The 20,082-nt window shown below is 73.7% G+C and carries 18 protein-coding genes; 12 read left to right on the top strand and 6 right to left on the bottom strand.

Features of this window, described 5'->3' with window-relative positions; translation table 11 throughout:
• Window positions 1–30: 30 nt before the first annotated feature.
• Window positions 31–789, bottom strand: coding sequence for a GntR family transcriptional regulator (locus AC07FJ_RS14470; RefSeq protein WP_479048907.1), 759 nt, complete (start codon window positions 787–789; stop codon window positions 31–33).
• Window positions 790–897: 108 nt separating this feature from the next.
• Between AC07FJ_RS14470 and AC07FJ_RS14465 the strand changes: the two genes are divergently transcribed.
• From AC07FJ_RS14465 to AC07FJ_RS14450, 4 genes are all read left to right on the top strand, one after another.
• On the top strand, window positions 898–1,140 hold the full coding sequence (locus AC07FJ_RS14465; protein WP_479048904.1) for a hypothetical protein: 243 nt from the start codon (window positions 898–900) through the stop codon (window positions 1,138–1,140).
• Between the two features lie 3 nt (window positions 1,141–1,143).
• A complete protein-coding gene (locus tag AC07FJ_RS14460; RefSeq protein ID WP_479048902.1) occupies window positions 1,144–1,623 on the top strand; it encodes a hypothetical protein in 480 nt (159 codons plus the stop codon).
• A complete protein-coding gene (locus tag AC07FJ_RS14455) occupies window positions 1,620–1,802 on the top strand; it encodes a hypothetical protein (RefSeq protein WP_479048898.1) in 183 nt (60 codons plus the stop codon). The genes AC07FJ_RS14460 and AC07FJ_RS14455 overlap by 4 nt, the downstream gene beginning before the upstream one ends.
• Window positions 1,803–2,024: 222 nt before the next feature.
• On the top strand, window positions 2,025–2,891 hold the full coding sequence (locus AC07FJ_RS14450) for an aldo/keto reductase (RefSeq protein ID WP_479048896.1): 867 nt from the start codon (window positions 2,025–2,027) through the stop codon (window positions 2,889–2,891).
• Window positions 2,892–2,898: 7 nt separating this feature from the next.
• On the opposite strand, the gene AC07FJ_RS14445 is transcribed toward AC07FJ_RS14450, so the two are convergent.
• Window positions 2,899–4,410, bottom strand: coding sequence for an MFS transporter (locus AC07FJ_RS14445; protein ID WP_479048894.1), 1,512 nt, complete (start codon window positions 4,408–4,410; stop codon window positions 2,899–2,901).
• A gap of 220 nt (window positions 4,411–4,630) precedes the next feature.
• Between AC07FJ_RS14445 and AC07FJ_RS14440 the strand changes: the two genes are divergently transcribed.
• From AC07FJ_RS14440 to AC07FJ_RS14415, 6 genes are all read left to right on the top strand, one after another.
• The gene (locus AC07FJ_RS14440; protein ID WP_479048891.1) at window positions 4,631–6,454 is read left to right on the top strand and encodes an IucA/IucC family protein; all 1,824 of its coding nucleotides are present in this window, start codon (window positions 4,631–4,633) and stop codon (window positions 6,452–6,454) included.
• A 9-nt stretch (window positions 6,455–6,463) separates the two neighbouring features.
• A complete protein-coding gene (locus AC07FJ_RS14435) occupies window positions 6,464–8,002 on the top strand; it encodes a pyridoxal phosphate-dependent decarboxylase family protein (protein ID WP_479048888.1) in 1,539 nt (512 codons plus the stop codon).
• Window positions 7,999–9,798, top strand: a complete 1,800-nt coding sequence (locus tag AC07FJ_RS14430; RefSeq protein ID WP_479048885.1) for an IucA/IucC family protein — start codon at window positions 7,999–8,001, stop codon at window positions 9,796–9,798. Before AC07FJ_RS14435 ends, AC07FJ_RS14430 begins: the two co-directional genes overlap by 4 nt.
• Window positions 9,795–10,382: a GNAT family N-acetyltransferase gene (locus AC07FJ_RS14425; protein ID WP_479048882.1), complete on the top strand. Its 588-nt coding sequence runs from the start codon at window positions 9,795–9,797 to the stop codon at window positions 10,380–10,382. The genes AC07FJ_RS14430 and AC07FJ_RS14425 overlap by 4 nt, the downstream gene beginning before the upstream one ends.
• On the top strand, window positions 10,379–11,716 hold the full coding sequence (locus tag AC07FJ_RS14420) for a lysine N(6)-hydroxylase/L-ornithine N(5)-oxygenase family protein (protein ID WP_479048879.1): 1,338 nt from the start codon (window positions 10,379–10,381) through the stop codon (window positions 11,714–11,716). The genes AC07FJ_RS14425 and AC07FJ_RS14420 overlap by 4 nt, the downstream gene beginning before the upstream one ends.
• 90 nt (window positions 11,717–11,806) lie before the next feature.
• Window positions 11,807–12,484 carry a pyridoxamine 5'-phosphate oxidase family protein gene (locus AC07FJ_RS14415; RefSeq protein WP_479048877.1) on the top strand — a complete coding sequence of 226 codons (678 nt, stop codon included), beginning with the start codon at window positions 11,807–11,809 and terminating at the stop codon, window positions 12,482–12,484.
• Here the strand turns inward: AC07FJ_RS14415 and AC07FJ_RS14410 are convergent.
• Window positions 12,468–13,973: a SulP family inorganic anion transporter gene (locus AC07FJ_RS14410; protein WP_479048875.1), complete on the bottom strand. Its 1,506-nt coding sequence runs from the start codon at window positions 13,971–13,973 to the stop codon at window positions 12,468–12,470. The two genes, AC07FJ_RS14415 and AC07FJ_RS14410, sit on opposite strands and share 17 nt — an antisense overlap.
• 136 nt (window positions 13,974–14,109) lie before the next feature.
• On the opposite strand from AC07FJ_RS14410, the gene AC07FJ_RS14405 reads away from it, so the two are divergent.
• Window positions 14,110–15,243: a hypothetical protein gene (locus AC07FJ_RS14405; RefSeq protein ID WP_479048873.1), complete on the top strand. Its 1,134-nt coding sequence runs from the start codon at window positions 14,110–14,112 to the stop codon at window positions 15,241–15,243.
• A 16-nt stretch (window positions 15,244–15,259) separates the two neighbouring features.
• Here the strand turns inward: AC07FJ_RS14405 and AC07FJ_RS14400 are convergent, their stop codons facing one another.
• A complete protein-coding gene (locus AC07FJ_RS14400) occupies window positions 15,260–15,409 on the bottom strand; it encodes a hypothetical protein (protein ID WP_479048870.1) in 150 nt (49 codons plus the stop codon).
• A 172-nt stretch (window positions 15,410–15,581) separates the two neighbouring features.
• Here AC07FJ_RS14400 and AC07FJ_RS14395 point away from each other — a divergent pair, with 172 nt between their 5' ends.
• Window positions 15,582–17,027, top strand: coding sequence for an MFS transporter (locus AC07FJ_RS14395; RefSeq protein WP_479048868.1), 1,446 nt, complete (start codon window positions 15,582–15,584; stop codon window positions 17,025–17,027).
• 181 nt (window positions 17,028–17,208) lie between these two features.
• Here the strand turns inward: AC07FJ_RS14395 and AC07FJ_RS14390 are convergent, their stop codons facing one another.
• Complete coding sequence (locus tag AC07FJ_RS14390) at window positions 17,209–17,937, bottom strand: DUF2470 domain-containing protein (protein WP_479048866.1); 729 nt, start codon at window positions 17,935–17,937, stop codon at window positions 17,209–17,211.
• Window positions 17,938–18,099: 162 nt separating this feature from the next.
• Window positions 18,100–20,055 carry an ABC transporter permease gene (locus tag AC07FJ_RS14385; protein ID WP_479048863.1) on the bottom strand — a complete coding sequence of 652 codons (1,956 nt, stop codon included), beginning with the start codon at window positions 20,053–20,055 and terminating at the stop codon, window positions 18,100–18,102.
• Window positions 20,056–20,082: the final 27 nt, after the last annotated feature.

The following is a 20,082-nucleotide window of genomic DNA, read 5'->3' as shown; positions in this document are numbered from 1 at the left end:
CCGCCCATCCAACCTCATTGCCGGCCCCGGTCAGTCGTGCTGAATGCCGATCTCGTACGCGATCTCCCATCGCACATCGGCCACGATGATGTCCGCGGTTTCGACCGGGCGACCCTCAGCGTCGTAGTAGGTGCGTTCGATCTGGGTGATCAGATCGCCGACGGAGATGCCCAGCAGGTTGGCCTGCTCCTGTGTGGCCCGCGCCGGGCGCGGTACTTCGACGGCCACGTCGATGATGACGCCGATCGACCTCATCCGTTCCACGACCCCGGCACCCGCGTGCGGGCCCATCTCGGGCAGCACGATGGGGGTTCCATCGGTGATGGCCATCGGTTCCCAGGACTCGGAGAGCTGCACGGGCTGGCCGTCGGCGAGGAACTCGTAGTGGGTGTGCACGGTGAGGTCACCCGGGGCGATGGCGAGCCGCTCGGCGATGTGCTCGGGTGCCGGAACGCGCGCGGTGCTGTGTGACTCCCACGTACCCGCCCTGCCTTGTTCCTTCATGTCGGCGCGGAACGGGCTACCGCCTCGCTGCTCGCGGTGTCGTGACCGCACCATCCGGAGGCGCTCGCGCGGACGGCGGACGTAGGTGCCGGACCCGGCTCGGCCTTCCAGAAGGCCTTCGATGATGAGCCGCTCCATCGCCCGTTGGGCCACGTTCTGGCCCACGCCGTACTCGGCGGCGATGCGGGCGCGGCTGGGGAGCTTGGCGCCGACGGCCCACTCGCCGGACTTGATCCGGTCGCGCAGCTGGTCGGCCACCTGAAGGTAGTGGGTCTCGCGGGGCATATGCGCGGCTCCGGGGTCGTACACGTCGATGTTGACAAAGCTAATGCATCAGGTCGAAGCTGAATACTCAGCATCACGAAGCGTGATGCCTTGATTGCAGGGAGAGCTGTGCCCAGCGACAAGGCGAAGACCGCCGCCATCGTCGGCATGCTCATCGGCGCCGCAGGCGTCGAGCCGACCATCGAAGACGCGCCCGGGCGCGTGCGCATCGAGGTCGCCCTCCCCGATCACCTGGGCAGCACGCAGAGACGGGCGATCCTCCTCGCCCTCGACCGCGCCGACCGGTATGGGCACGAACGGCGCGAGAACCGCACGACCGTATGGGCCGAACTGGACAAGGTGGACCGATGACCGATGAGTGATCCTGCGTGCCGCACCCAGCCGGCGATTCCGCAAGCAGAGGAGCCCGGAGCCTTGTGGCTCGCCTCCGTGATGGAGCCACCGTCGATCATCCTGACCGCGTGGGCCGACAGCGGCTACTCCCTCGCGGAGGTACCCCTCGGCGTGCGGTTCGACGTCGTGCGCGTCACCGCGTGTCTGGGTGTGCGCGCTCTCGACGCCTTGGCCAACGCGGCCGTCTCGCTGGGGCCGGTGCTGTACTGCCGCCCGCGTCAGGCCGTCGAGGTCCTCGTGCCGGTCGGCACCGCTGCCACCTGGGAACCGTTGCGCGGCACCGTATGCGCCGGGCGCGGCGGCGCGCTGCTCTGCCCGGCGCCGGGCGTGACCCGCCGCGGTAGGACGTGGCTGTACCCGCCCGTCGGCGACGGCGTACTCACGGACGCCGAGCTGCTGCGCGTCCACCTGCAGCGGGCGTACGCGTGGGGGCGGTCGTGACGGCGGCGGCGTCGGGCCGGGTGTTCTGCGTGCACTGCGACCGCCCGATCCGGGGCGAGGCCGTCCGCATCGAGACCGTCGAGGCCGGGTCCGGTGTCCGCCCGGACAACTACCGGCACGAGACGTGCGCCCCGCGTGTGGGCGCCTCGGGGCGCCGAGGTGCGCGCCCGCCGCGCTGAGGCGCGCACCAGCGTGCGGCCGCATGAACGGGTGCGGCCGCACGTCGACGCCTTCGGGTGCGACCACGAGGCGCTCGCCGGTGGCCAGGATGTCGTCGGCGGATGGTGGCTCAGCGGGCAGAGGTACCTCGGGGTGTACCTGATCGCCTGCTCGCCGCACCGGTTCCGCCCCGAGTACGGCTGTCCCGTCCGGGTATCGTCGCGCCGACGAGGGGGGGACCGATGACTTCGAGCACACCGCACACTCCGGGCACGGACAGCACGTTCACCATCGGCGGCGAATTCCGGGTGGCCCGACTCGGGTTCGGGGCCATGCGCCTGGCGACCGGGCCAGGGCCGGAGCGGGAGGGCGCCGTCGCGGTGGCCCGGCGGGCCGTCGAGCTCGGCGTCAGCCTGATCGATACGGCCCACCTGTACGGATGGGGGGCCAACGAGGAACTGCTGGCCGAGGCCCTGTACCCGTACCCGGACGACCTGTTGATCACCACCAAGGTGGGGGTCACGCGGTCCGGGCCCGAAGGGTGGGCGTACGACGCACGGCCGGAAAGCCTGCGCGAGCAGGTCGAGCAGGGCCTGCGCCGGCTGCGGACCGAGCGCATCGGGCTGCTGCAGCTGCATCGGATCGACCCGAAGGTTCCGCTCGCCGAACAGGTCGGCGCGCTCCGCGAGCTCCAGCTCGAAGGGAAGATCGGGCACATCGGCCTCTCCGAAGTCACCGCCGAGCAGCTCGCCGAGGCCCGGCAGACCGCGGAGATCGCGAGCGTGCAGAATCGCTACAACCTCTTCGACCGGGACTACGAGCCGGTGCTGGAGGCATGCGAGGCCGGCGGCATCGCCTTCCTTCCCTGGCGTCCCGTCGCCGCGGAGACCGGCCCCGGCCAGGCGGACGTGCTCGCCGCCGTGGCGGGCGAACTCGGGGCCACCGTTCCGCAGGTCCTGCTCGCCTGGCTGCTCGCCCGCTCTCCGGTCGTCCTGCCGATACCCGGAACCGGCTCGCTCGCCCACCTGCAGGAGAACCTCGCAGCGGCGGACCTTCGGCTCGCCGACTCCCAGCGGCAGCTCCTCGACCGTACCGCCTCGCCCGCCTAGGGATGCCTCAAGCCGCCCCCGCCATCCGCGCCGACGGCGTCTCCTGGGCGGCAGCGTCCGCAGCCGCCTCCGGCGCCGGGCGCAGGGTCCGTGACACCAGCACGCCCACCGCGCAGACCAGCGCCGCCGCGAGGCACACCGCCGTGAAGCCGTCCGCGAAGGCCGCGCGGGCCAGGGGCTGGAGCGCGGTGGGGACGAGTTCGAAGCGGCCGGTTTCGACGGCGGCGCGGACACCCGCCTCAGGGCCCAGGCCCTCGCCCACCCGGGCCGAGAACAGGGCGCCGAACACCGCGATGCCGGTCGCGGTGCCGAGGGGGTAGCAGGCGTTGGTGAGGCCCGAGGCCATGCCGGCGCGGTCGGCCGGGACCGCGCCCACGGCCACGCCCATGAGTGGCGGGAAGATCACGGCCCCGCCGATGCCCAGCAGCACCAGGCCGAGCGCCGTGACCGCGAAGTCGGCCCCGGAACCCGCCGCCGCCAGCGCCAGCAGCCCCGCCCCCTGCGCCGCGAAGCCCCCCGCCACCAGCGCGTCCGCCGTGTAGCGGCGCTGGAGGCGCGCCACGAAGAGGCCCGCGATCAGCAGGCTGCCGGTCAACGGCAGCAGGTGCAGGCCGACTTCGAGCGGGGTGTACGCGTGCGCCGACTGGAGCCACAGGGTGATGAAGGCCAGCACGCCCAGGCTCGTCAGCCGGGCGAGGAACCCCAGCAGCGCCGCGCCCGAGAAGGCGCGCACCCGCAGGAGCGCCAGGTCGATCAGGCCGTCGCCGCGCCGCTGGGCGGCGACCAGGGCGAGGGCGAGCCCCACGCCGACGGCCACCGAGAGCACCACCTGCGGCGACGTCCACCCGGCCTCCGGCCCGGCGATCAGCGGGTAGTGCAGTGCCAGCAGCGCCCCGACGCCGAGGAGCGCGCCGAACGGGTCGATGCGGCGCCGGGCATCGCGCGGTGCCGCCGACTCGGGCATCCGGGTCAGCGCGCCGACCACCACCAGCACCCCGATCGGCACGTTCACCAGGAAGATCCACCGCCAGCCGAGGAGGTCGACGAGGACCCCGCCGACCACGGGCCCGAGGGCCCCCGCGGCGGAGGCGATGGCGGCGAACGCCGCTATCGCCCGCTGGCGGCGGGCCCCTTCGGGGTAGGCGGCCGCGATCAGCGCCAGGGTGGGGGCGAAGACGAGCGCGCCGCCGACGCCCTGCGCGGCACGGGCGGCGATGAGCGTGCCGACGTCGGGCGCAAGACCACATCCGGCCGAAGCGAGGGTGAAAAGCGCCATCCCGGCGGTGAAGACGGTCCGGCGCCCGATCCGGTCGGAGAGCGCGCCCGCGCTCAGCAGCAGGGCGCCGAAGGCGAGCGAGTACGCGGAGACCGTCCACTGGACCTGGCCGAGCCCGCTCTCCAGGTCGCGGGCGATACCGGACAGGGCGACGTTCACGACCGTCACGTCCAGCGTCATCATCACGCCACCCGCGCTGACGAGGGCGAAGGTCCATCGGGGCGTGCGTCGGCGGGAAGCCACCGCTGAGCACCTCCAATTCGGGTCCGGGCGGGGAGGCCGAAGCCATGTCAAAAGCCGCGCGTACGCCGTGCCCGAAGCGCCTGACGGACCGTCAAATGGCTTGCGCCGCCGCGTGGCTGAAAGTTGACCTTGTCCCTAAGGTAAGCCTAACCTAATCTAGCCCCGCCCGGACGTCCAGACGTTCGAGCGCAATGATCCGGCCAGACATCGGAGCTGCCTGATGCCCCTTTCCGCCGACCATCCCGTGCCCGCTCTGCCCGAAGTGGCCCCCGCGGCCTGGCGCGAGGCCAACCGCCGCCTCCTGGCCAAAGCGCTCGGCGAGTGGTGTTTCGAGGACATGCTGAAAGCGGTCGAGACCGGCGAAGGCGGCTACCGCGTCGACCTCGACAGCGGTACGACGTACGCGTTCGACGCCACGCCCGGCGCCTTCGGCTGGCTGCGCGTCGATCCCGACTCGATCACCCGCACCGCCACCAGCATGCTGGGCAACTCCATCGCCCAACCCGCCTGGGACGCCCTGCAGTTCCTGATGGAGGCGACCTCCACCATCGGCAGCGACCCCTCCACCATCGCCACCTACTTCACCGAGCTCTCCGCCACCCTCGCCGTCGACGCCGCCCGCCTCACCCACGGCGGCGAGACCGTGGCCGAGATGCGCGCCCTGGACCACTCCGAGCTGGAGTGCCGGATGACCGGCCACAACCTGCTCGTCGCCAACAAAGGCCGGATCGGCTTCTCCGCCACCGACGTACGCCGGTACGCCCCCGAGTCCGCGCAGCCGCTGAAACTCCAGTGGATCGCCGTCCACCGCGGCCTCGCCGAATTCCGCGGCACCTCCGAGCTGTCCGAAACCGCCATCCTGGGCGAGGAGTTGGACGCGGAGACCCGCAGCCGGTTCACCGCCGTCCTGGAGGAGGCCGGGGTCGACCCGCAGGGTTACGTGTGGATGCCCGTGCACCCCTGGCAGTGGGACCACGCCGTGCAGATCGTGCACGCCGCCGACGTCGCGCAGAACCGCATCGTCCCGCTGGGCGAGAGCCCGGACGCGTACTTGCCCGGCCAGTCCATCCGGACGATGGCCAACGCCACCACGCCCGAGCGGTACGACGTCAAACTGCCGCTGAAGATCCTCAACACCCTGGTCTGGCGCGGCATACCGCCGCACTGCACCATGGGCGCCCCGGTCGTCACGCAGTGGCTGCGCGGGCTCGTCGAGCGCGACCCGTTCCTGACCGACACGTGCCGCACCGTCTTCCTCGGCGAGGTCGCCTCCGTCACCGTCCAGCACCCCTACCTGTCGAAACTGCAGGACGCGCCCTACCAGCACCTGGAGACCCTCGGCTGCATCTGGCGCGACTCCGTCTCCGCGCGCAAGGACCAGGGCGAGCGCGTGCGCACCTTCGCCTCGCTGCTGCACGTCGACAGCGCCGGCGACGCCTTCGTCGCCGAACTCGTCCGCGCCTCCGGCCTGGACCCGCAGGAGTGGCTGCGCCGCCTCTTCGACACGCTGCTCACGCCGATCCTGCACGTGCTGTACCGGTACGGCGTCACCTTCAACCCGCACGGCCAGAACACGCTGCTCGGGTACGACGAGAACGACGTCCCGGTCCGGCTCTACCTCAAGGACTTCGTGGACGACGTCTGCGTGTCGTTCACCGACGTGCCGGAGCGCGGCCCCGAGCCCGACGGGCACGACCACGTGCTGCCCCGCAAGCACCCGTCGATCATCAAGCAGCACGTCATGGACCAGGTCTTCGTCGGCCACTTCCGCTACCTCGCGCCGCTCTGCGCCGACCAGCTCGGCGTACCGGAGAAGACCTTCTGGCGGCTGGTGCGGCAGACCATCCTCGACTTCCAGCGGCAGTTCAAGGAGCGGTTCCCCGAGCTCGTCGGGCGGTTCGCCGAGTACGACCTGCTCACCCCGGAGATCCCCCGGTACGGCCTGAACCGCGACCGGATCGTGGTCACCCGGTACACCGACCGCGCCCTGCGCCACGCGCTGTACCCGAACGGCACGCACCCCAACCCGCTCGCCGAGGACTGAGGAGGCAGCGTGATCCCGTTGGCCCAGACCCGACCCCCGTTTTCGCCGTCCCCGTCCCCGTCGCCGTCCTTCCCGCCGTCCGTGCTCGCCGCCTCCCAGGAGGGCCTCGCCGAGGTCCTCGCCACCCTCGCCGAGGCGGTCGACGCCGCCGGCGCCGCCCGCCGCCCCGCCGGACCGATCCCGGCGGGCGCCCCCGCCGACGTCCTCGCGGCGGCGGCCGAGACCCTCGGCCCGGCCGAAGTCCCCGCCGAGGGGCTCGGCGCCAAGGCGGCGCTCCAGCTGCTCGCGACCGTGCTGCTGGAGCAGGGCATCGACCTCTCCCACCCGCGCGCCGCCGCCCACCTCCAGGCGCCGTCCCTGTCGGTCGCGGTCGCCGCGGACACCCTGGCCGCCGCCGGAAACGCGTCGCTGGACACGTACGACTCCGGCCCCTCCGGCATCGCCGTCGAGCGGTGGCTCATCGGCGCCCTGATCCGCCTGGCCGGGCTCGGGGAGCGCGCCGACGGCGTCCTCACGCCCGGCGGGTCGCTCTCCAACCTGATGGGCCTGCTGCTCGCCCGCGACGCCGCCGCGCTGCGGCGCGGCATCGACGCCCGCCGGGAGGGCGTGGCGGCGCTGCCCGGCCCGGTGGTGTTCTGCTCGGAGCTCGCCCACTTCTCCACGCACCGGGCGTGCGCCGCGCTCGGCCTCGGCGAGGCCGCCGTGCATCCGGTGCCCGTCGACGAGCGCCGCCGCATGCGGCCCGAGGCGCTCGCCGCCGCGCTGGCGGAGCTCGGCCCGGACCGGACGCCGATCGCGGTGGTCGCCACCGCCGGGACCACGGACTTCGGCTCCATCGACCCGCTGCCGGAGATCGCCGAGATCGCCTCCGGGCACGGCATGTGGATGCACGTGGACGCGGCGTACGGCTTCGGCGCGCTCTTCTCCGACCGGCTGGCCGACCGCCTCGCGGGCCTGGAGCTCGCGGACTCCGTCACCCTGGACCTCCACAAGATCGGCTGGCAGCCCGCCGCCGCGAGCGTGCTCCTGGTGTCGGACACCACCGCGTTCACCTCGCTCGACCGCGAGGTGGCCTACCTCAACCCCGTCGACGACTCCGAGGCCGGTTTCGACGGCCTGCTGGGCCGCAGCCTCCAGACCACCCGCCGCCCCGACGCGGTGAAGGCCGCCGCCACGCTGCTGACCTACGGGCGGGAGGGCCTCGGCCGCATGGTCGACGTCTGTCACGACCTGGCCCGCCACGCCGAGCGCCGCATCCTCGCGGAGCCGGAGCTGGAGCTCGTCGCCCCGGCCGAGCTGACGACGGTGGTGTTCCGCTACCGCACCGCGGGCCCCCGGCGCTCCGGCGAGCTGAACGGCGCCCTGCGCCGGCGGCTGCTCGAATCCGGCGCCGCGCTCATCGGGCGCACGGAGGTGGCGCAGCGCGTGTGCCTGAAGTTCACGCTGCTCAACCCCACCGCCACCACCGACGACATCGACGGTCTCGTGGACACGGTCCTCGACGCCGGCCGCACCTGCGAACGACTCATCGAGGAGGGCGCCGCATGAGCATCACCACCCCGGCGGCAACCACCACGGCAGCCACCACCGCCCCCGACCCGCTGCACGTGCTCGACGCGCGCGGCGCGGCCGAACACGCCCACGTCGAGGCCCTCCTGCGCTGCTGGCTGCGCGAGACCGGCACCCCCGTCACCCCCGGCCCGCTCCGCGTGGAGCTGCCCACCGCCGGGCTCGCCCTCGTCACCGAGGTCACGCACTGCTCGCCCACCGGCTGGCACCGCTTCGCCCCCGCCCGCCTGGAGGGCCCCGGCGGCCCGCTCGGCCCGACCGCCGACCCCGTCACCGCCGTGGCGCTGCTCTCCACGGAGGCGGCGGTACGCGGCGGAAGCCGTCCCGGCGGAGTCCCCTCCGGCGAGGTCGCGGACCTGGTGGAGCGCACCGCCGAGTCCGTACGCCGGGTGGCGGCCTTCATCGCCGACCGCCGCGCGCACCCGAAGCCGCCCCCGGAAGTGGACGGCTTCCTCGACGCCGAACAGGCCCTGCTGCTCGGTCACTTGAACCACCCGGCGCCCAAGAGCCGGGACGGCATCTCGGACCACGAGGCGCGGGCGTACTCGCCGGAGCTGCGCGGCTCCTTCCGGCTGCACTGGTTCTCCGCCGACGAGTCGGTCGTCTCCCACGACGCCGTCGACGGCGCCCCCTCGCTGGCCGGCCGCGACACCGTCGCCCTCCTCGCCGACCTCGCCGAACGGCGCCTGGACGACGGCCGGGTGCTGATCCCCGCGCACCCCTGGCAGGCCCGCGACCTGCTGCACCGCCCGCGGATCCAGGCGCTCGTCGCCTCGGGCGCGCTGAAGCCGCTCGGTGAGCTGGGCCCCGAGTGGTGGCCCACCTCCAGCGTGCGGACCGTGTACCGGCCGGACGCCGACGTGATGCTGAAACTCTCCCTCGGGCTGCGGCTGACCAACTCCCGCCGCGAGTCGACCCGTACGGAGCTGCGCCGGGGCCTGGAGATCAACCGGCTCCTCGACGCCGGATACGCCGAGGCTACCTTCGCCGCCCACCCCGGCTTCGCGATCACCCGCGACCCCGCCTGGATCGCGGTGGACGAGCCGGGCCGCCCGGAGGGCCCGGACGTCACCGGCCTCGACGTCGCCGTGCGCGAGGTCCCGGACGGCATCGCGGACCTGCGCTGCCTGGTCGGCCTGGTGGCGCCGCGCCCCGGCCTCGGCCGCAGCGCGCTCGGCGACCTGGTCGCGGCGCTCGGCCCGGGCGCGGCCGAGCAGTGGACGGCCGACTACACCGACAGGGTGCTCGTGCCGATGCTGCACCTGTACGCCGCCACCGGCATCGGCCTGGAGGCCCACCAGCAGAACACCCTGGTCCGGCTGGACGCCACCGGACGCGTCACCGGCTCCACCTTCCGCGACAACCAGGGCTACTACCTGGCCACTTCGTACCTCCCGGGCCTGCTCAAGCGGCTCGGCGCCGACTCCTCCACGCTCGCCGTCGTCGACGACGCCCTCGTGGACGACCGGCTCTCCTACTACCTGCTGCGCAACCAGGCGCTGTCGGTCGTCGGCTGCCTCGCCGTCGACGGACTCGCCGACGAGCGCGACCTCCTCGCCGTCCTCGCCGACCGGCTGCGCGCGGCGCTCCCCGCGCTCGCGGAGGCGGGGCCCGAGGGCGATCGGCTGGCGCGCCGCTGGCTGGAGGCGGACACCCTGCCGTGCAAGGGCAACCTGCTGACCCGGCTGCACGGCATCGACGAGGTCCTCGCGCCGCTCGACGCCCAGTCCGTCTACCTCGACGCCCCCAACCCCCTCCAGGAGGCCACGGCATGACCTCGGTGGACCACGATCCGACCGCCACGATCCCCGGCCCGCCGCTGCCCGTGCTGCCCGCGCCCTGGTCGGCCCGGGTCGCCCGGGCGGAGGGCGCCGACCTCGACGTGGTGCACGGCTGGATGCAGTCGCCGCACATCGACGCCTTCTGGCACCAGGCCTGGCCGCGCGAGCGCTGGTACGAGGAGATCGCCGGGCACCTGGCCGGTGACGCCATCCTGCCGGTCCTGGTCGACCTGGACGGCGAGCCGTTCGCGTACATCGAGGTGTACCGGGTGATCCGCGACCGCCTCGCCGGGCAGTACGCCGAGCTGCCGTACGACCTGGGCGTGCACATCGCCATCGGCGAGGCCGCCCGCACCGGTCAGGGCCTCGGCAGGCGGCTGCTGCGCGCCCTCGCGGAGGGGCTGCTCGCCGCCGACCCCGCGTGCACCCGGGTGGTCGCCGAACCGGACGTGACCAACGCGCCGTCGCTCAGGGCGTTCGAGGCCGCCGGGTTCCGCCCGGCCGGAAAGGTGTCCTTCCCCGACAAGACCGCCGCCCTGATGGTCCATCCGCGTACCGAGGAGGACATGCCCCGATGACGCGAGAACAGCTCGAGAAACAGCTCGTCTCCGAACACGACGTGGTGGCCATCGGCTGCGGCCCCTTCAACCTGGGCCTGGCCGCGCTCGCCTCCACCGTCGACGACCTCGACCTCGTCGTTGTGGAGGAGCGGCCGGAGCTCACCTGGCACCGGGGCATGATGTTCGGCGACGCCTCGATGCAGGTGAACTTCCTCGCCGACCTCGTCACCCTCGTCGCCCCCTGGCACCCGCTGTCGTTCCTGGCGTACCTCCACGACATGGACCGGCTCTACACCTTCACCGTGCGCGAGAACTTCTTCCCCTCGCGCCGGGAGTACGAGGACTACCTGCGCTGGGCGGCCGCCCGGCTGCCCTCCGTCCGCTTCTCGCACCGCGCCGAGGAGGTCCGCTGGGACGCCGGGGCCGAGCGGTTCACCGTGGACGTCGTACGCGGGGACGGCACGCGGCTGCGGATGCTCGCCCGCAACCTGGTCCTGGGCATCGGCACCGCGCCGCACGTCCCGGAGGCGCTGGCGGACCTGCCCGAGTCGCTGCTGCTGCACACCTCGGACTACCTCTACCGGGCGGCCGACGTGGCGGCGGCCGGCAAGGTCACGGTCGTCGGCTCCGGGCAGTCCGGCGCCGAGGTCGCCGTCGACCTGCTGACCCGCAACCTCGACGGCGGCCCGGCGGTGAGCTGGCTGACCCGTACGTCGTCGTTCGCGCCGCTCGACTACACCAAGATGAACCTGGAGCTGACGACCCCGGCGTACATGCGGTACTTCCACTCCCTCCCCGAGGGCGTGCGCGACCGGCTCGTCGGCGAGCAGTGGCAGTTCTACAAGGGCATCTCCACCGACACCCTGGAGGAGATCCACGAACTGCTCTACCGCAGGCAGCTGGAGCACGGCCTGGCCGACGTGGAGCTGCGCTTCGGCATCACCGTCGAGTCGGCGGCCGTGGACCCGACCGGCCGCGCGGCGGTCCTGACCTGCCGGCACCGCGACACGGACCGCGTCTTCGAGCACACCACCGGTCTCGTGGTCGCCGCCACCGGCTACCGCAACCGGACGCCCGCCTTCCTGGCCCCGGTGGACGAACTGCTCCAGCGCGACGGGCGCGGGCGTCCCCGCGTACGCCTGGACCACTCCGTCGAGCTCGCGGACGGGGTGAGCGGCCGGGTCTTCGTCGCCAACGCCGAGATCCACGCGCACGGCGTCTCGTCGCCGAACCTCGACATCGGCGCCGTACGCAACGCGACCATCCTCAACGCGATCACCGGGCGCGAAACGTACCGGCTGCCGAAGCACAGCGCCTTCACCCGCTTCGAGCCGCCGGGGCCGGCGGCGTAGGCGAGGGATATCGTCGCGCGGGGCCGCCTGCGCGACGATATCGGCAACTTCCATGGTGCTGCTGCGGCGGAATCGGTAGGTTCCTGCGGTATGAAGATCAGTTCGGCGTCCCGCACGCTTCCCGTCACCGACCGCACGCGCCACCGCCGCCTGCGCGACCAGGGCAGCACGGACCGCGACGCCCTCGACGCCATCCTCGCCGCCGGTTTCCTCTGCCACCTCGGGGTCGTGGTCGGCGGCCACCCCATGGTCGTCCCGACGGTGTACGGCTCCGACGGCAGGTGGCTGTACGTGCACGGCTCGGTCGCCAGTCGCAGCCTGGTCGCCGCGCCGGAGGCGACGGTGTGCGTCACGGTCACGCACCTGGACGGCCTGGTCCTGGCGCGGTCGGTCTTCGAGCACGGCGTGAACTACCGCAGTGCGATGGTCTACGGCGTCCCGCGCCTGGTGACGGACCCGGAGGAGAAGCTCGCCGGCCTGCGCTGCCTCACCGAGCAGGCCACGCCGGGCCAGTGGGACTACGCCCGCCGCCCGAACCGCAAGGAGCTGGCCGCCACCGCACTGCTGGCGCTCTCCCTGGAGGAGGCGTCCGTCAAGATCCGCACCGGCGGTCCGGACGACGGCGACGGCCCCGACGCCGAGCTCGGCCTGTGGGCCGGGGTGGTGCCGATGTCCACCGTCTTCGGGGAGCCCGAACCCGACCCGGCCCTCGGGGACGGTGTCGCGCCGCCCCCGCCCCACGTCACCGCGCTCAGTGGGCGCCGGTGAGCTCCCCGCTGAGCTTCCCGTGCAGCCGGGCGCTGGGCTCGTTGAGCCCGGTGATCTCCACGCGCTTGCCGCGCTGGGCGTACCTGTGCACGACGGCGTCGAGGGCGGCGACGGAGGAGGCGTCCCAGATGTGCGCCGCGCTCAGGTCGACGACGACCCTGCCGGGGTCACCCGCGTAGTCGAACCGGCCCGCCAGGTCGTTGGAGGAGGCGAAGAACAGCTCGCCCGTCACCCGGTAGACGACGGTGGTGCCGTCCGGGTCGGTGACGGCGGTGACGTCGGCGAGGCGCGCCACGCGCCGGGCGAAGACCACCATCGCCGTGACCGAGCCGACGACGACACCGACGGCGAGGTTGTGCGTGGCCACGACGCACCCGACGGTGATCACCATGACGGCGATCTCCCCGGCCGGCATCCGCCGCAGCGTCTTCGGGGCGATGGAGTGCCAGTCGAACGTCGCGCACGACACCATGACCATGACCGCGACGAGCGCCGCCATCGGGATGTCGGAGACGACCGGCCCGAAGACGATGCACAGCACCATCAGGAAGGCGCCCGCGAGGAACGTCGACAGGCGCGTCCGGGCGCCCGACACCTTCACGTTGATCATCGTCTGGCCGATCATCGCGCAGCCGCCCATGCCGCCGAAGAAACCGGTGACGATGTTGGCCACGCCCTGCCCGATGGACTCGCGCGTCTTGCTGGAGCGGGTGTCGGTGATGTCGTCCACGAGCTTGGCCGTCATCAGCGACTCCATCAGCCCGACCAGCGCCATGGCGAAGGCGTACGGGGCGATCGTCGCCAGCGTGTCCAGCGTGAACGGCACGTCCGGCAGCCCGGGCACCGGCAGCGACGACGGCAGGGCGCCCTTGTCCCCGACGGTCGGCACCGCGATCCCGGCGGCGACGGTGACGACCGTCAGGACGGCGATCGACACCAGCGGCGCCGGCACCACCGTGGTCACCCGGGGGAGGAACACCATCAGCGCCAGGCCCGCCGCCATCAGCGGATAGACGGCCCACGGCACGTCCCGCATCTCCGGCACCTGCGCGAGGAAGATCAGGATCGCGAGCGAGTTGACGAAGCCGACCATCACCGAGCGGGGGACGAACCGCATCAGCCTCGCCACCCCCAGCGCGCCGAGCGCCACCTGGAAGACCCCGGCGAGGATCACCGCGGCCACCAGGTAGCCCAGGCCGTGCTCGCGGTTGAGCGGCGCGATCACCAGCGCGACGGCACCCGTCGCGGCGGAGATCATCGCCCGGCGGCCGCCGACGACCGCGATGACCACGGCCATGGTGAAGGAGGCGAACAGCCCGATCGCCGGCTCGACCCCCGCGATGATCGAGAACGAGATCGCCTCGGGGATCAGCGCGAGCGCGACCACCAGACCGGCGAGCACCTCGGTGCGCCACACCTTCGGATCGGTCAGCCAGTCGGGCCGCAGCCGCCGGAGCAGCGGCACGGCGGAAGGCGTGGAAGAAGACAAGGGAACGGCACCTGCCAGAGAAAGGGGGGACCGGACAACCCTACGGGAGCCGGTCGTCCCCCAGCCGTGGTGGGGATCACTGCGGGCACGGGGCCGCGCGGCCGTCACCGCCGTCCGCGGCCGCCGTTGGACAGGCATGACCGTGATCTTGTCGTCCTCGCCGTGGCTCTTCTCCTCGGACGAGACCTTCAGCATGCGCCCGTTGCACTCCGCCCAGTTCGGCAGCAGTTGGATCGTGGACGTGCCCGCCGCGGCGCTCGCGCCCCTGGCCGCCGGGCCGGACGCCGCCCGCAGGCTCTGGGCGCGCCGCGGGTACCTGGAGGGCAGCCGGGCGAACCGGGCGCTGGCCCGGATGCTGCGGGAGCGGCCGCAGGACTTCGGCGCCATCGGGCACATCGTGCTCGGCGCGGACGCCGTGGAGATCGGGCCCGGCGTCCGCAGCTTCAGCGGCGTGCTGCACGTCATCGCCCCCGAGTGCATCGACGGCCTGCAGCGGCTGAAGGTCATCTCCGACGCGGCCGCGTACGGCGACGAGCCGCACGTGCTGGAGCAGTCGGTGATGCGGCTGGAGATCGTGTGCGGTGACGACCGGCGCGACCGGCTGCGCCGGCTCCACGGCCTCGCGGACACGTACCTCAACACCGCGACCGCGCAGGACCGCCTGATCCGCTGCCCCGTCATCCGCGGACTCATGGACGCCGACTGGGAGCGCGAGGGCACCTTCGACCCGCGCCGGGGCCTGACGTCCCCCACGGGCCTCCCGGTCTTCGACATGGCGGAGGTGACGCGCGCCCTGGCCTGCCTGTCCCGCTCCCCGCGCCCCGACGCGGCCCACCTGACCGCGTCCGACGACGGCCTGGAGCTCCTGTGGAGCGACCCCTCCGCGCCGCTCTACCGCGAGCTGTTCCACGGCCGCGTGACCCCCGTCGGCGTCGTGCGCGCCGTGGAGGCGCGGCGCGCGGCACGTGCCGCGCTCGCCGCACTCCCGAAGAGGCGCCTGGAGGGCTACGGCCACCTCATCCGGTACGCGCCCGAGCTCGTCCACTGGCAGCCGTGCCGCTTCCTCCCGGTGGACGAGCTGCACGATCCCCGCTCCTCCTCCTGGCAGGACGCCATCGCCCACCGCCTGCCGGCGGAGACGGTCGCGGCGGCGGAGAGGCTGGTCGAGCGCTACGCGCGGGTGCGTCCGCGGCCCGGGGCGGGCGCGTACAAGAGGTACAAGCAGGAGACGTCGGAGTACGGCCTCTGGCGGGATCTCCTCGACGGCTGACGGCCCGGCCGCGGCGTCATGGCGTGACGCCGCCCGCCGGAGCGCGCCCGAAGGCCGGTGGGGTGGTCGCGCCGTCCGGTTCCCGCAGCAGGCGCTCCTCGTAGCGGCCCAGTGCGAGGAGGGCGCACAGCAGGAGGGGAGGAATCAGCAGGGCTAAGAAGATCACGACGGATCCTTCCGAAGAAAGCCTTCCTCTTCGCGTTGCCGCCCGGAGGGGGCGAAAACCCCCACTACCGGCCTGCTGCCGCCCACCTCTTCCGGGAATACCCCCGCCGGGTATAGCGTCTTAGCTGACACATACCCCCCGGGGGTATTGTTCTCAGTGAAGGGGCAGAGTGATGTCAACCGTCAATCCGCGGCGCTGGTGGGCACTTCTCGTGCTGGCCACCGCGCAGTTCATGGTCATCATGGACACTTCGATCATCGGCGTGGCACTCCCGGAGATGCAGCGTGACCTGGGCTTCTCCCAGGGAGACCTGCAGTGGGTGTTCAACGCGTACGTCATCGCCTTCGGCGGGCTGCTGCTGCTCGGCGGGCGGCTGTCCGACCTGCTCGGGGCCCGGCGCGTGTTCGTCTCCGGCTGGGTCGTGCTGACCGCCGGCTCCGTGATCGCCGCGGCCGCGAGCACCGCGTGGGTCGAGGTCGCCGGGCGCGCGGTGCAGGGCGTCGGCGGGGCGCTGATCGCGCCGGCGTCGATGACGCTGCTGATGATGCTCTTCGGGCACGACCCCAGGGAACTGGGCAAGGCGCTCGCCCTGTACGGCGCCGCGGCGCCGGCGGGCGGCACCGCCGGGGTGTTCCTCGGCGGCGTGTTCACCGAGTGGGCGAGCTGGCCCTGGGTCTTCATCGTCTACGTGCCGATCGGCGTCGCCACCCTGCTGGCCGCCGGCCTGCTCCCGGCCGTCGCGGGACGGCGCGGCTCGGTGGACGTCCTCGGCGCGGTGTCCGTCACCGCCGGTCTCGCGCTCGCGGTGTTCGCGGTCGTACGGGCCCCCGAGGTCGGCTGGGGCGACGCCCAGACCGTCCTGGAGCTCACCGGCGCCGCCCTGCTCCTGGCGCTGTTCCTGGTCGTCCAGCGGTCGGTCAAGGCCCCGCTGATGCCCCTCGGCGTCTGGCGCACCCCCGGCCTCGGCGTCTCCAACCTGGCGATGACGCTGCTGGGCGCCGCGTGGATCCCCATGTGGTACTTCCTCAACCTCTACCTCCAGCAGGTGCTGGGCTACGGGGCGTTCGCCAGCGGCGCGGCGCTGCTGCCGATGACCGGGCTCCTGATGGTCTTCATGACGCTGCTCACCGCCCGGCTGCTGGGCCGCTTCGGGGCCAAGCCGCTGATCGCGGGTGGCCTGCTGGTCCTCGCGGCGGGCCTGGTGTGGCTGTCGGCCGTCGAGCCGACCGGCACGTTCCTGGTCGACGTGCTGCCCGCGTCCCTGGTGGCGGCGACGGGCATGTCCCTCGCGTACATCCCGGCCATGATGTCGGCGATCTCCGGCGTACCGCAGGAGCAGGCCGGTCTGGCCTCCGGCATCGTCAACACCACCTACCAGGTGGGCTCCGCCCTCGGCCTGGCCGCGCTCACCGCACTCGCCACCTCGCGGGGAGCGGGCGCGCTGGGCGACCTGCCGGCCCTCACCGACGGCTTCCGCGCCGCGTTCCTGGGCGCCGCCGCGGTCGCCGCGGCCGGCGGCGTACTCACCGCCCTGCTGATGCGCGGCGCGAAGTCCCCGGCGGCGGCCGCCCCGGCCGAGGCACCGGCGTCCGCGCCGAGCGAGCGGGTGGGCTCCTGACCCATGGACGGCTGCTGCCGCACCCCACCGGACGACCCGGGGCGGCCCGGCACCGCAACGATGCCGGGCCGCCCCCTGTCGTGCGGCGCGGGAGGTGGTGTGTACAGCGCGGCGGCCAGGGGAGCGGCGCGGATGATGGCCGCGACCAGGTCCCGGGGCGCGGGCGGGGTGGGCGGGTGCGTCATGGCCGCTGGAAGGTGCGGCGGCGGTGGGAGCAGCCGCGGGCGGTGGCGAGGAGCTCCTGGATCCGGTCGCCGGCCTCGTCGGCGTTCCGCATCGGGGTGGGGAACGGCAGGCGGGCGTCGTGGTGGCCGCGGGGGTGTTCGAGGCGGAGGGTGAGGGCGTACCGGTCGAGGGCGAGGGGGAGGACGCGGACGACGCCCTGGAGTCGCGAGGGGTCGATCAGGCGCGTCAGCCGCTCGACCGCCTCGGGGTGGGAGTCCGCCAGGTGGATGAGCATGGCGGGCTCGTGGGTCGCCAGGGGGTCCGGTGCGGTGAGGACGATCTCGTCGAGGCCGACGTGGAGAACCCCCTCGGCCGTCTCCAGGGTGGCGCGGGCGGCGTCGAGGCGGAGGCCCACCGTGTCCGCGTCCGGCGCCGGGGTGACGGGCGTCAGCCAGCCGGAGAGGGTCACCCGGGCGCGCACCCGGTCCCGTACGGCGGTGGGGGCGACGTCCGTGAACTCGACGAGTGCGGCCAGCCCTCCGCGCGGAGCCGCCGCGGCCCGCCCGGCCAGGCAGCTGCCGGCGGGCAGCCGCAGCCCCAGGCGCCCCCGCTCGTCGACGTGGTGAACGTCCATCAGGTGGCAGCTGTGGCCGTCCGTGGTGACGGTCAGGGACGTCGCCGCGGCGAGGACGGATCGGACCCGTTCCGCGGGGGTCGGCTCGGCGGCGCGTACGTCGGCGCTCACGGTCTCCACCTCCAGTTAGGTAAGGCTCGCCTAACCTAGCGTGGAGGCGCGGGTCGGCGCCAGTGCGCGGAGAGCGCCGGTACGTGGAGACGGCCGGTACGTGGAGATGGCCGGTACGCGGAGGGGGCCCGGTACGCGGAGGGGCAGGCCTCTACCGGCCCTTTACCGGGTCACTAGGGTGACCTCGGTGGCCTTGACGCTCGTGAACACCGGTGTGCCGTCGGTCAGTCCCAGATCCGCCGCGGCCGCCGGGGTGATCTCGGCGACGAGGTCCGGGGCCTGGTCCGAGGTGACCAGCACCCGCATGCGGCTGCCGACGGCCGTGATCTCCCGTACGGTGCCGGGCCAGGTGTTGCGCGCGCTGCCGGTGGGCCGCTCGCGGTGGAGGGACACCGCCTCGGGCGGGATGATCGCGAGGGCGTCGGCACCGTCGGCCACCGGCTCGGCGGCGACGACGGCCGTGCCGTCGGGAAGGGCGAGCCCGTCGGGCGTGGCGGTGCCCGGCCAGGCGTTGCGGCCCAGCATCCGCGCCACCCACGGGGAGCGGGGGTGCCGGGTCACCTCGGCCGGGGCGGCGTCCTGCAGCGCGCGGCCGTCCTCGAGGACCAGCACGCGGTCCGCGAGCGACACCGCCTCGACGGGGTCGTGGGTGACGATCAGGCACACGCCGCCGAAGCCGTCGAGGTGGCGGCGCAGGGTGTGGCGGACGTGGGCGCGGGTCGTCTGGTCCAGCGCCGCCAGCGGCTCGTCGAGCAGCAGCAGCCGCGGCCGGGCGGCGAGCGCCCGGGCGAGGGCCACCCGCTGGGCCTGGCCGCCGGAGAGCTGGGCGGGGCGGCGCTGGGCGAGGTGGCCGACGCCGAGGCGGTCCAGCCACCGCCGGGCGGCGGCCCGGGCCTCGGCGCGGGGCACGCCGTGGGTGCGCAGCCCGTACGCGGTGTTGGCCAGGGCCGACAGGTGCGGGAACAGCGCGCCGTCCTGGGGCACCCAGGCGACACCGCGCCGGTGCGGCGGCAGGTCGGTCACGTCGGTGTCGCCCAGGCGGAGGCGGGCGTGCGCCCGGTCGGTTAGCGCCAGCAGGGCCCGCAGGAGGGTCGTCTTGCCGGCGCCGTTGGGTCCGACGACGGCGATGGTGGTGCCGGGCGCGGCGTCCAGGACGAGGTCGGTGAAGCCGGTGACCTCGGCGTGCAGGGCCCAGCGGTGGGCATCGGCGGGCGGGGCCTTCGGCCCGGGCGCGGTCACGGGCACGGTGCCGGGGAGGGGGGACGGGGCGTCGTCGTGCCGGTCCGGCAGCGTGCCCCCGGCCGTGCGCGCCCCGCCGCCGGGCGTCGCGGTCCAGCGGCCGCGCAGCGCGACGAGTACGGCCATCGCGATGGCGAGCAGCAGCAGGGACACGGAGGTCGCGGCCTCCGGCTGGTCCTGGAGGAGCAGGTACACCTGGAGCGGCAGCGTCTGCGTCGTCCCGGGCAGGTTGCCCGCGAAGGTGATGGTGGCGCCGAACTCGCCCAGCGCCCGCGCCCACGTCAGCGCGGCGCCCGCCGCGAGGCCCGGCGCGACCATCGGCAGCGTCACCGTGCGGAACACCCGGAACGGCGAGGCGCCGAGGGACGCCGCGGTCTCCTCGTACCGCTTGTTCAGGCCGGCAAGCGCCCCCTCCAGGCTGATGACCAGGAACGGCATGGCGACGAAGGTCGCCGCGACGACCGCGCCGGAGGTGTGGAACGGCAGCGTGACGCCGAACCAGTCCTCCAGCCACGGCCCGAGCACCCCGCGCCGCCCGAAGGCGAGCAGCAGCGCCACGCCGCCCACGGTCGGCGGCAGCACCATCGGCAGCAGCACCAGCGACCGGACGAGCGCCTTGCCGGGAAACGGCACCCGGGCCAGCAGCCAGGCGAGCGGCACCCCGAGCAGCAGCGACAGGCCGAGCGCCCAGAAGGACACGACGAAGGACAGCCGCAGCGCCTGGAGGGACTGCTCGGTGCCGAGGTGCGCGCCCAGCTCGCCCCACGACGTACGCGTCAGGATGCCGAGGAGCGGCAGCAGCAGGAACGCGACCGCCAGCAGGGCGGGCAGCGCCAGGGCGGCGGGCGCGTGGCGGCGGTGCGGGCGGAGGCGTTTCATCGGTACGTCCTGCGGGGTCGGGGATGG

The organism is Streptomyces sp. NPDC045998, from assembly GCF_056430285.1.
Note: the sequence above shows the minus strand (reverse complement) of the source record. Positions and strands in the feature narration are given on the sequence as shown.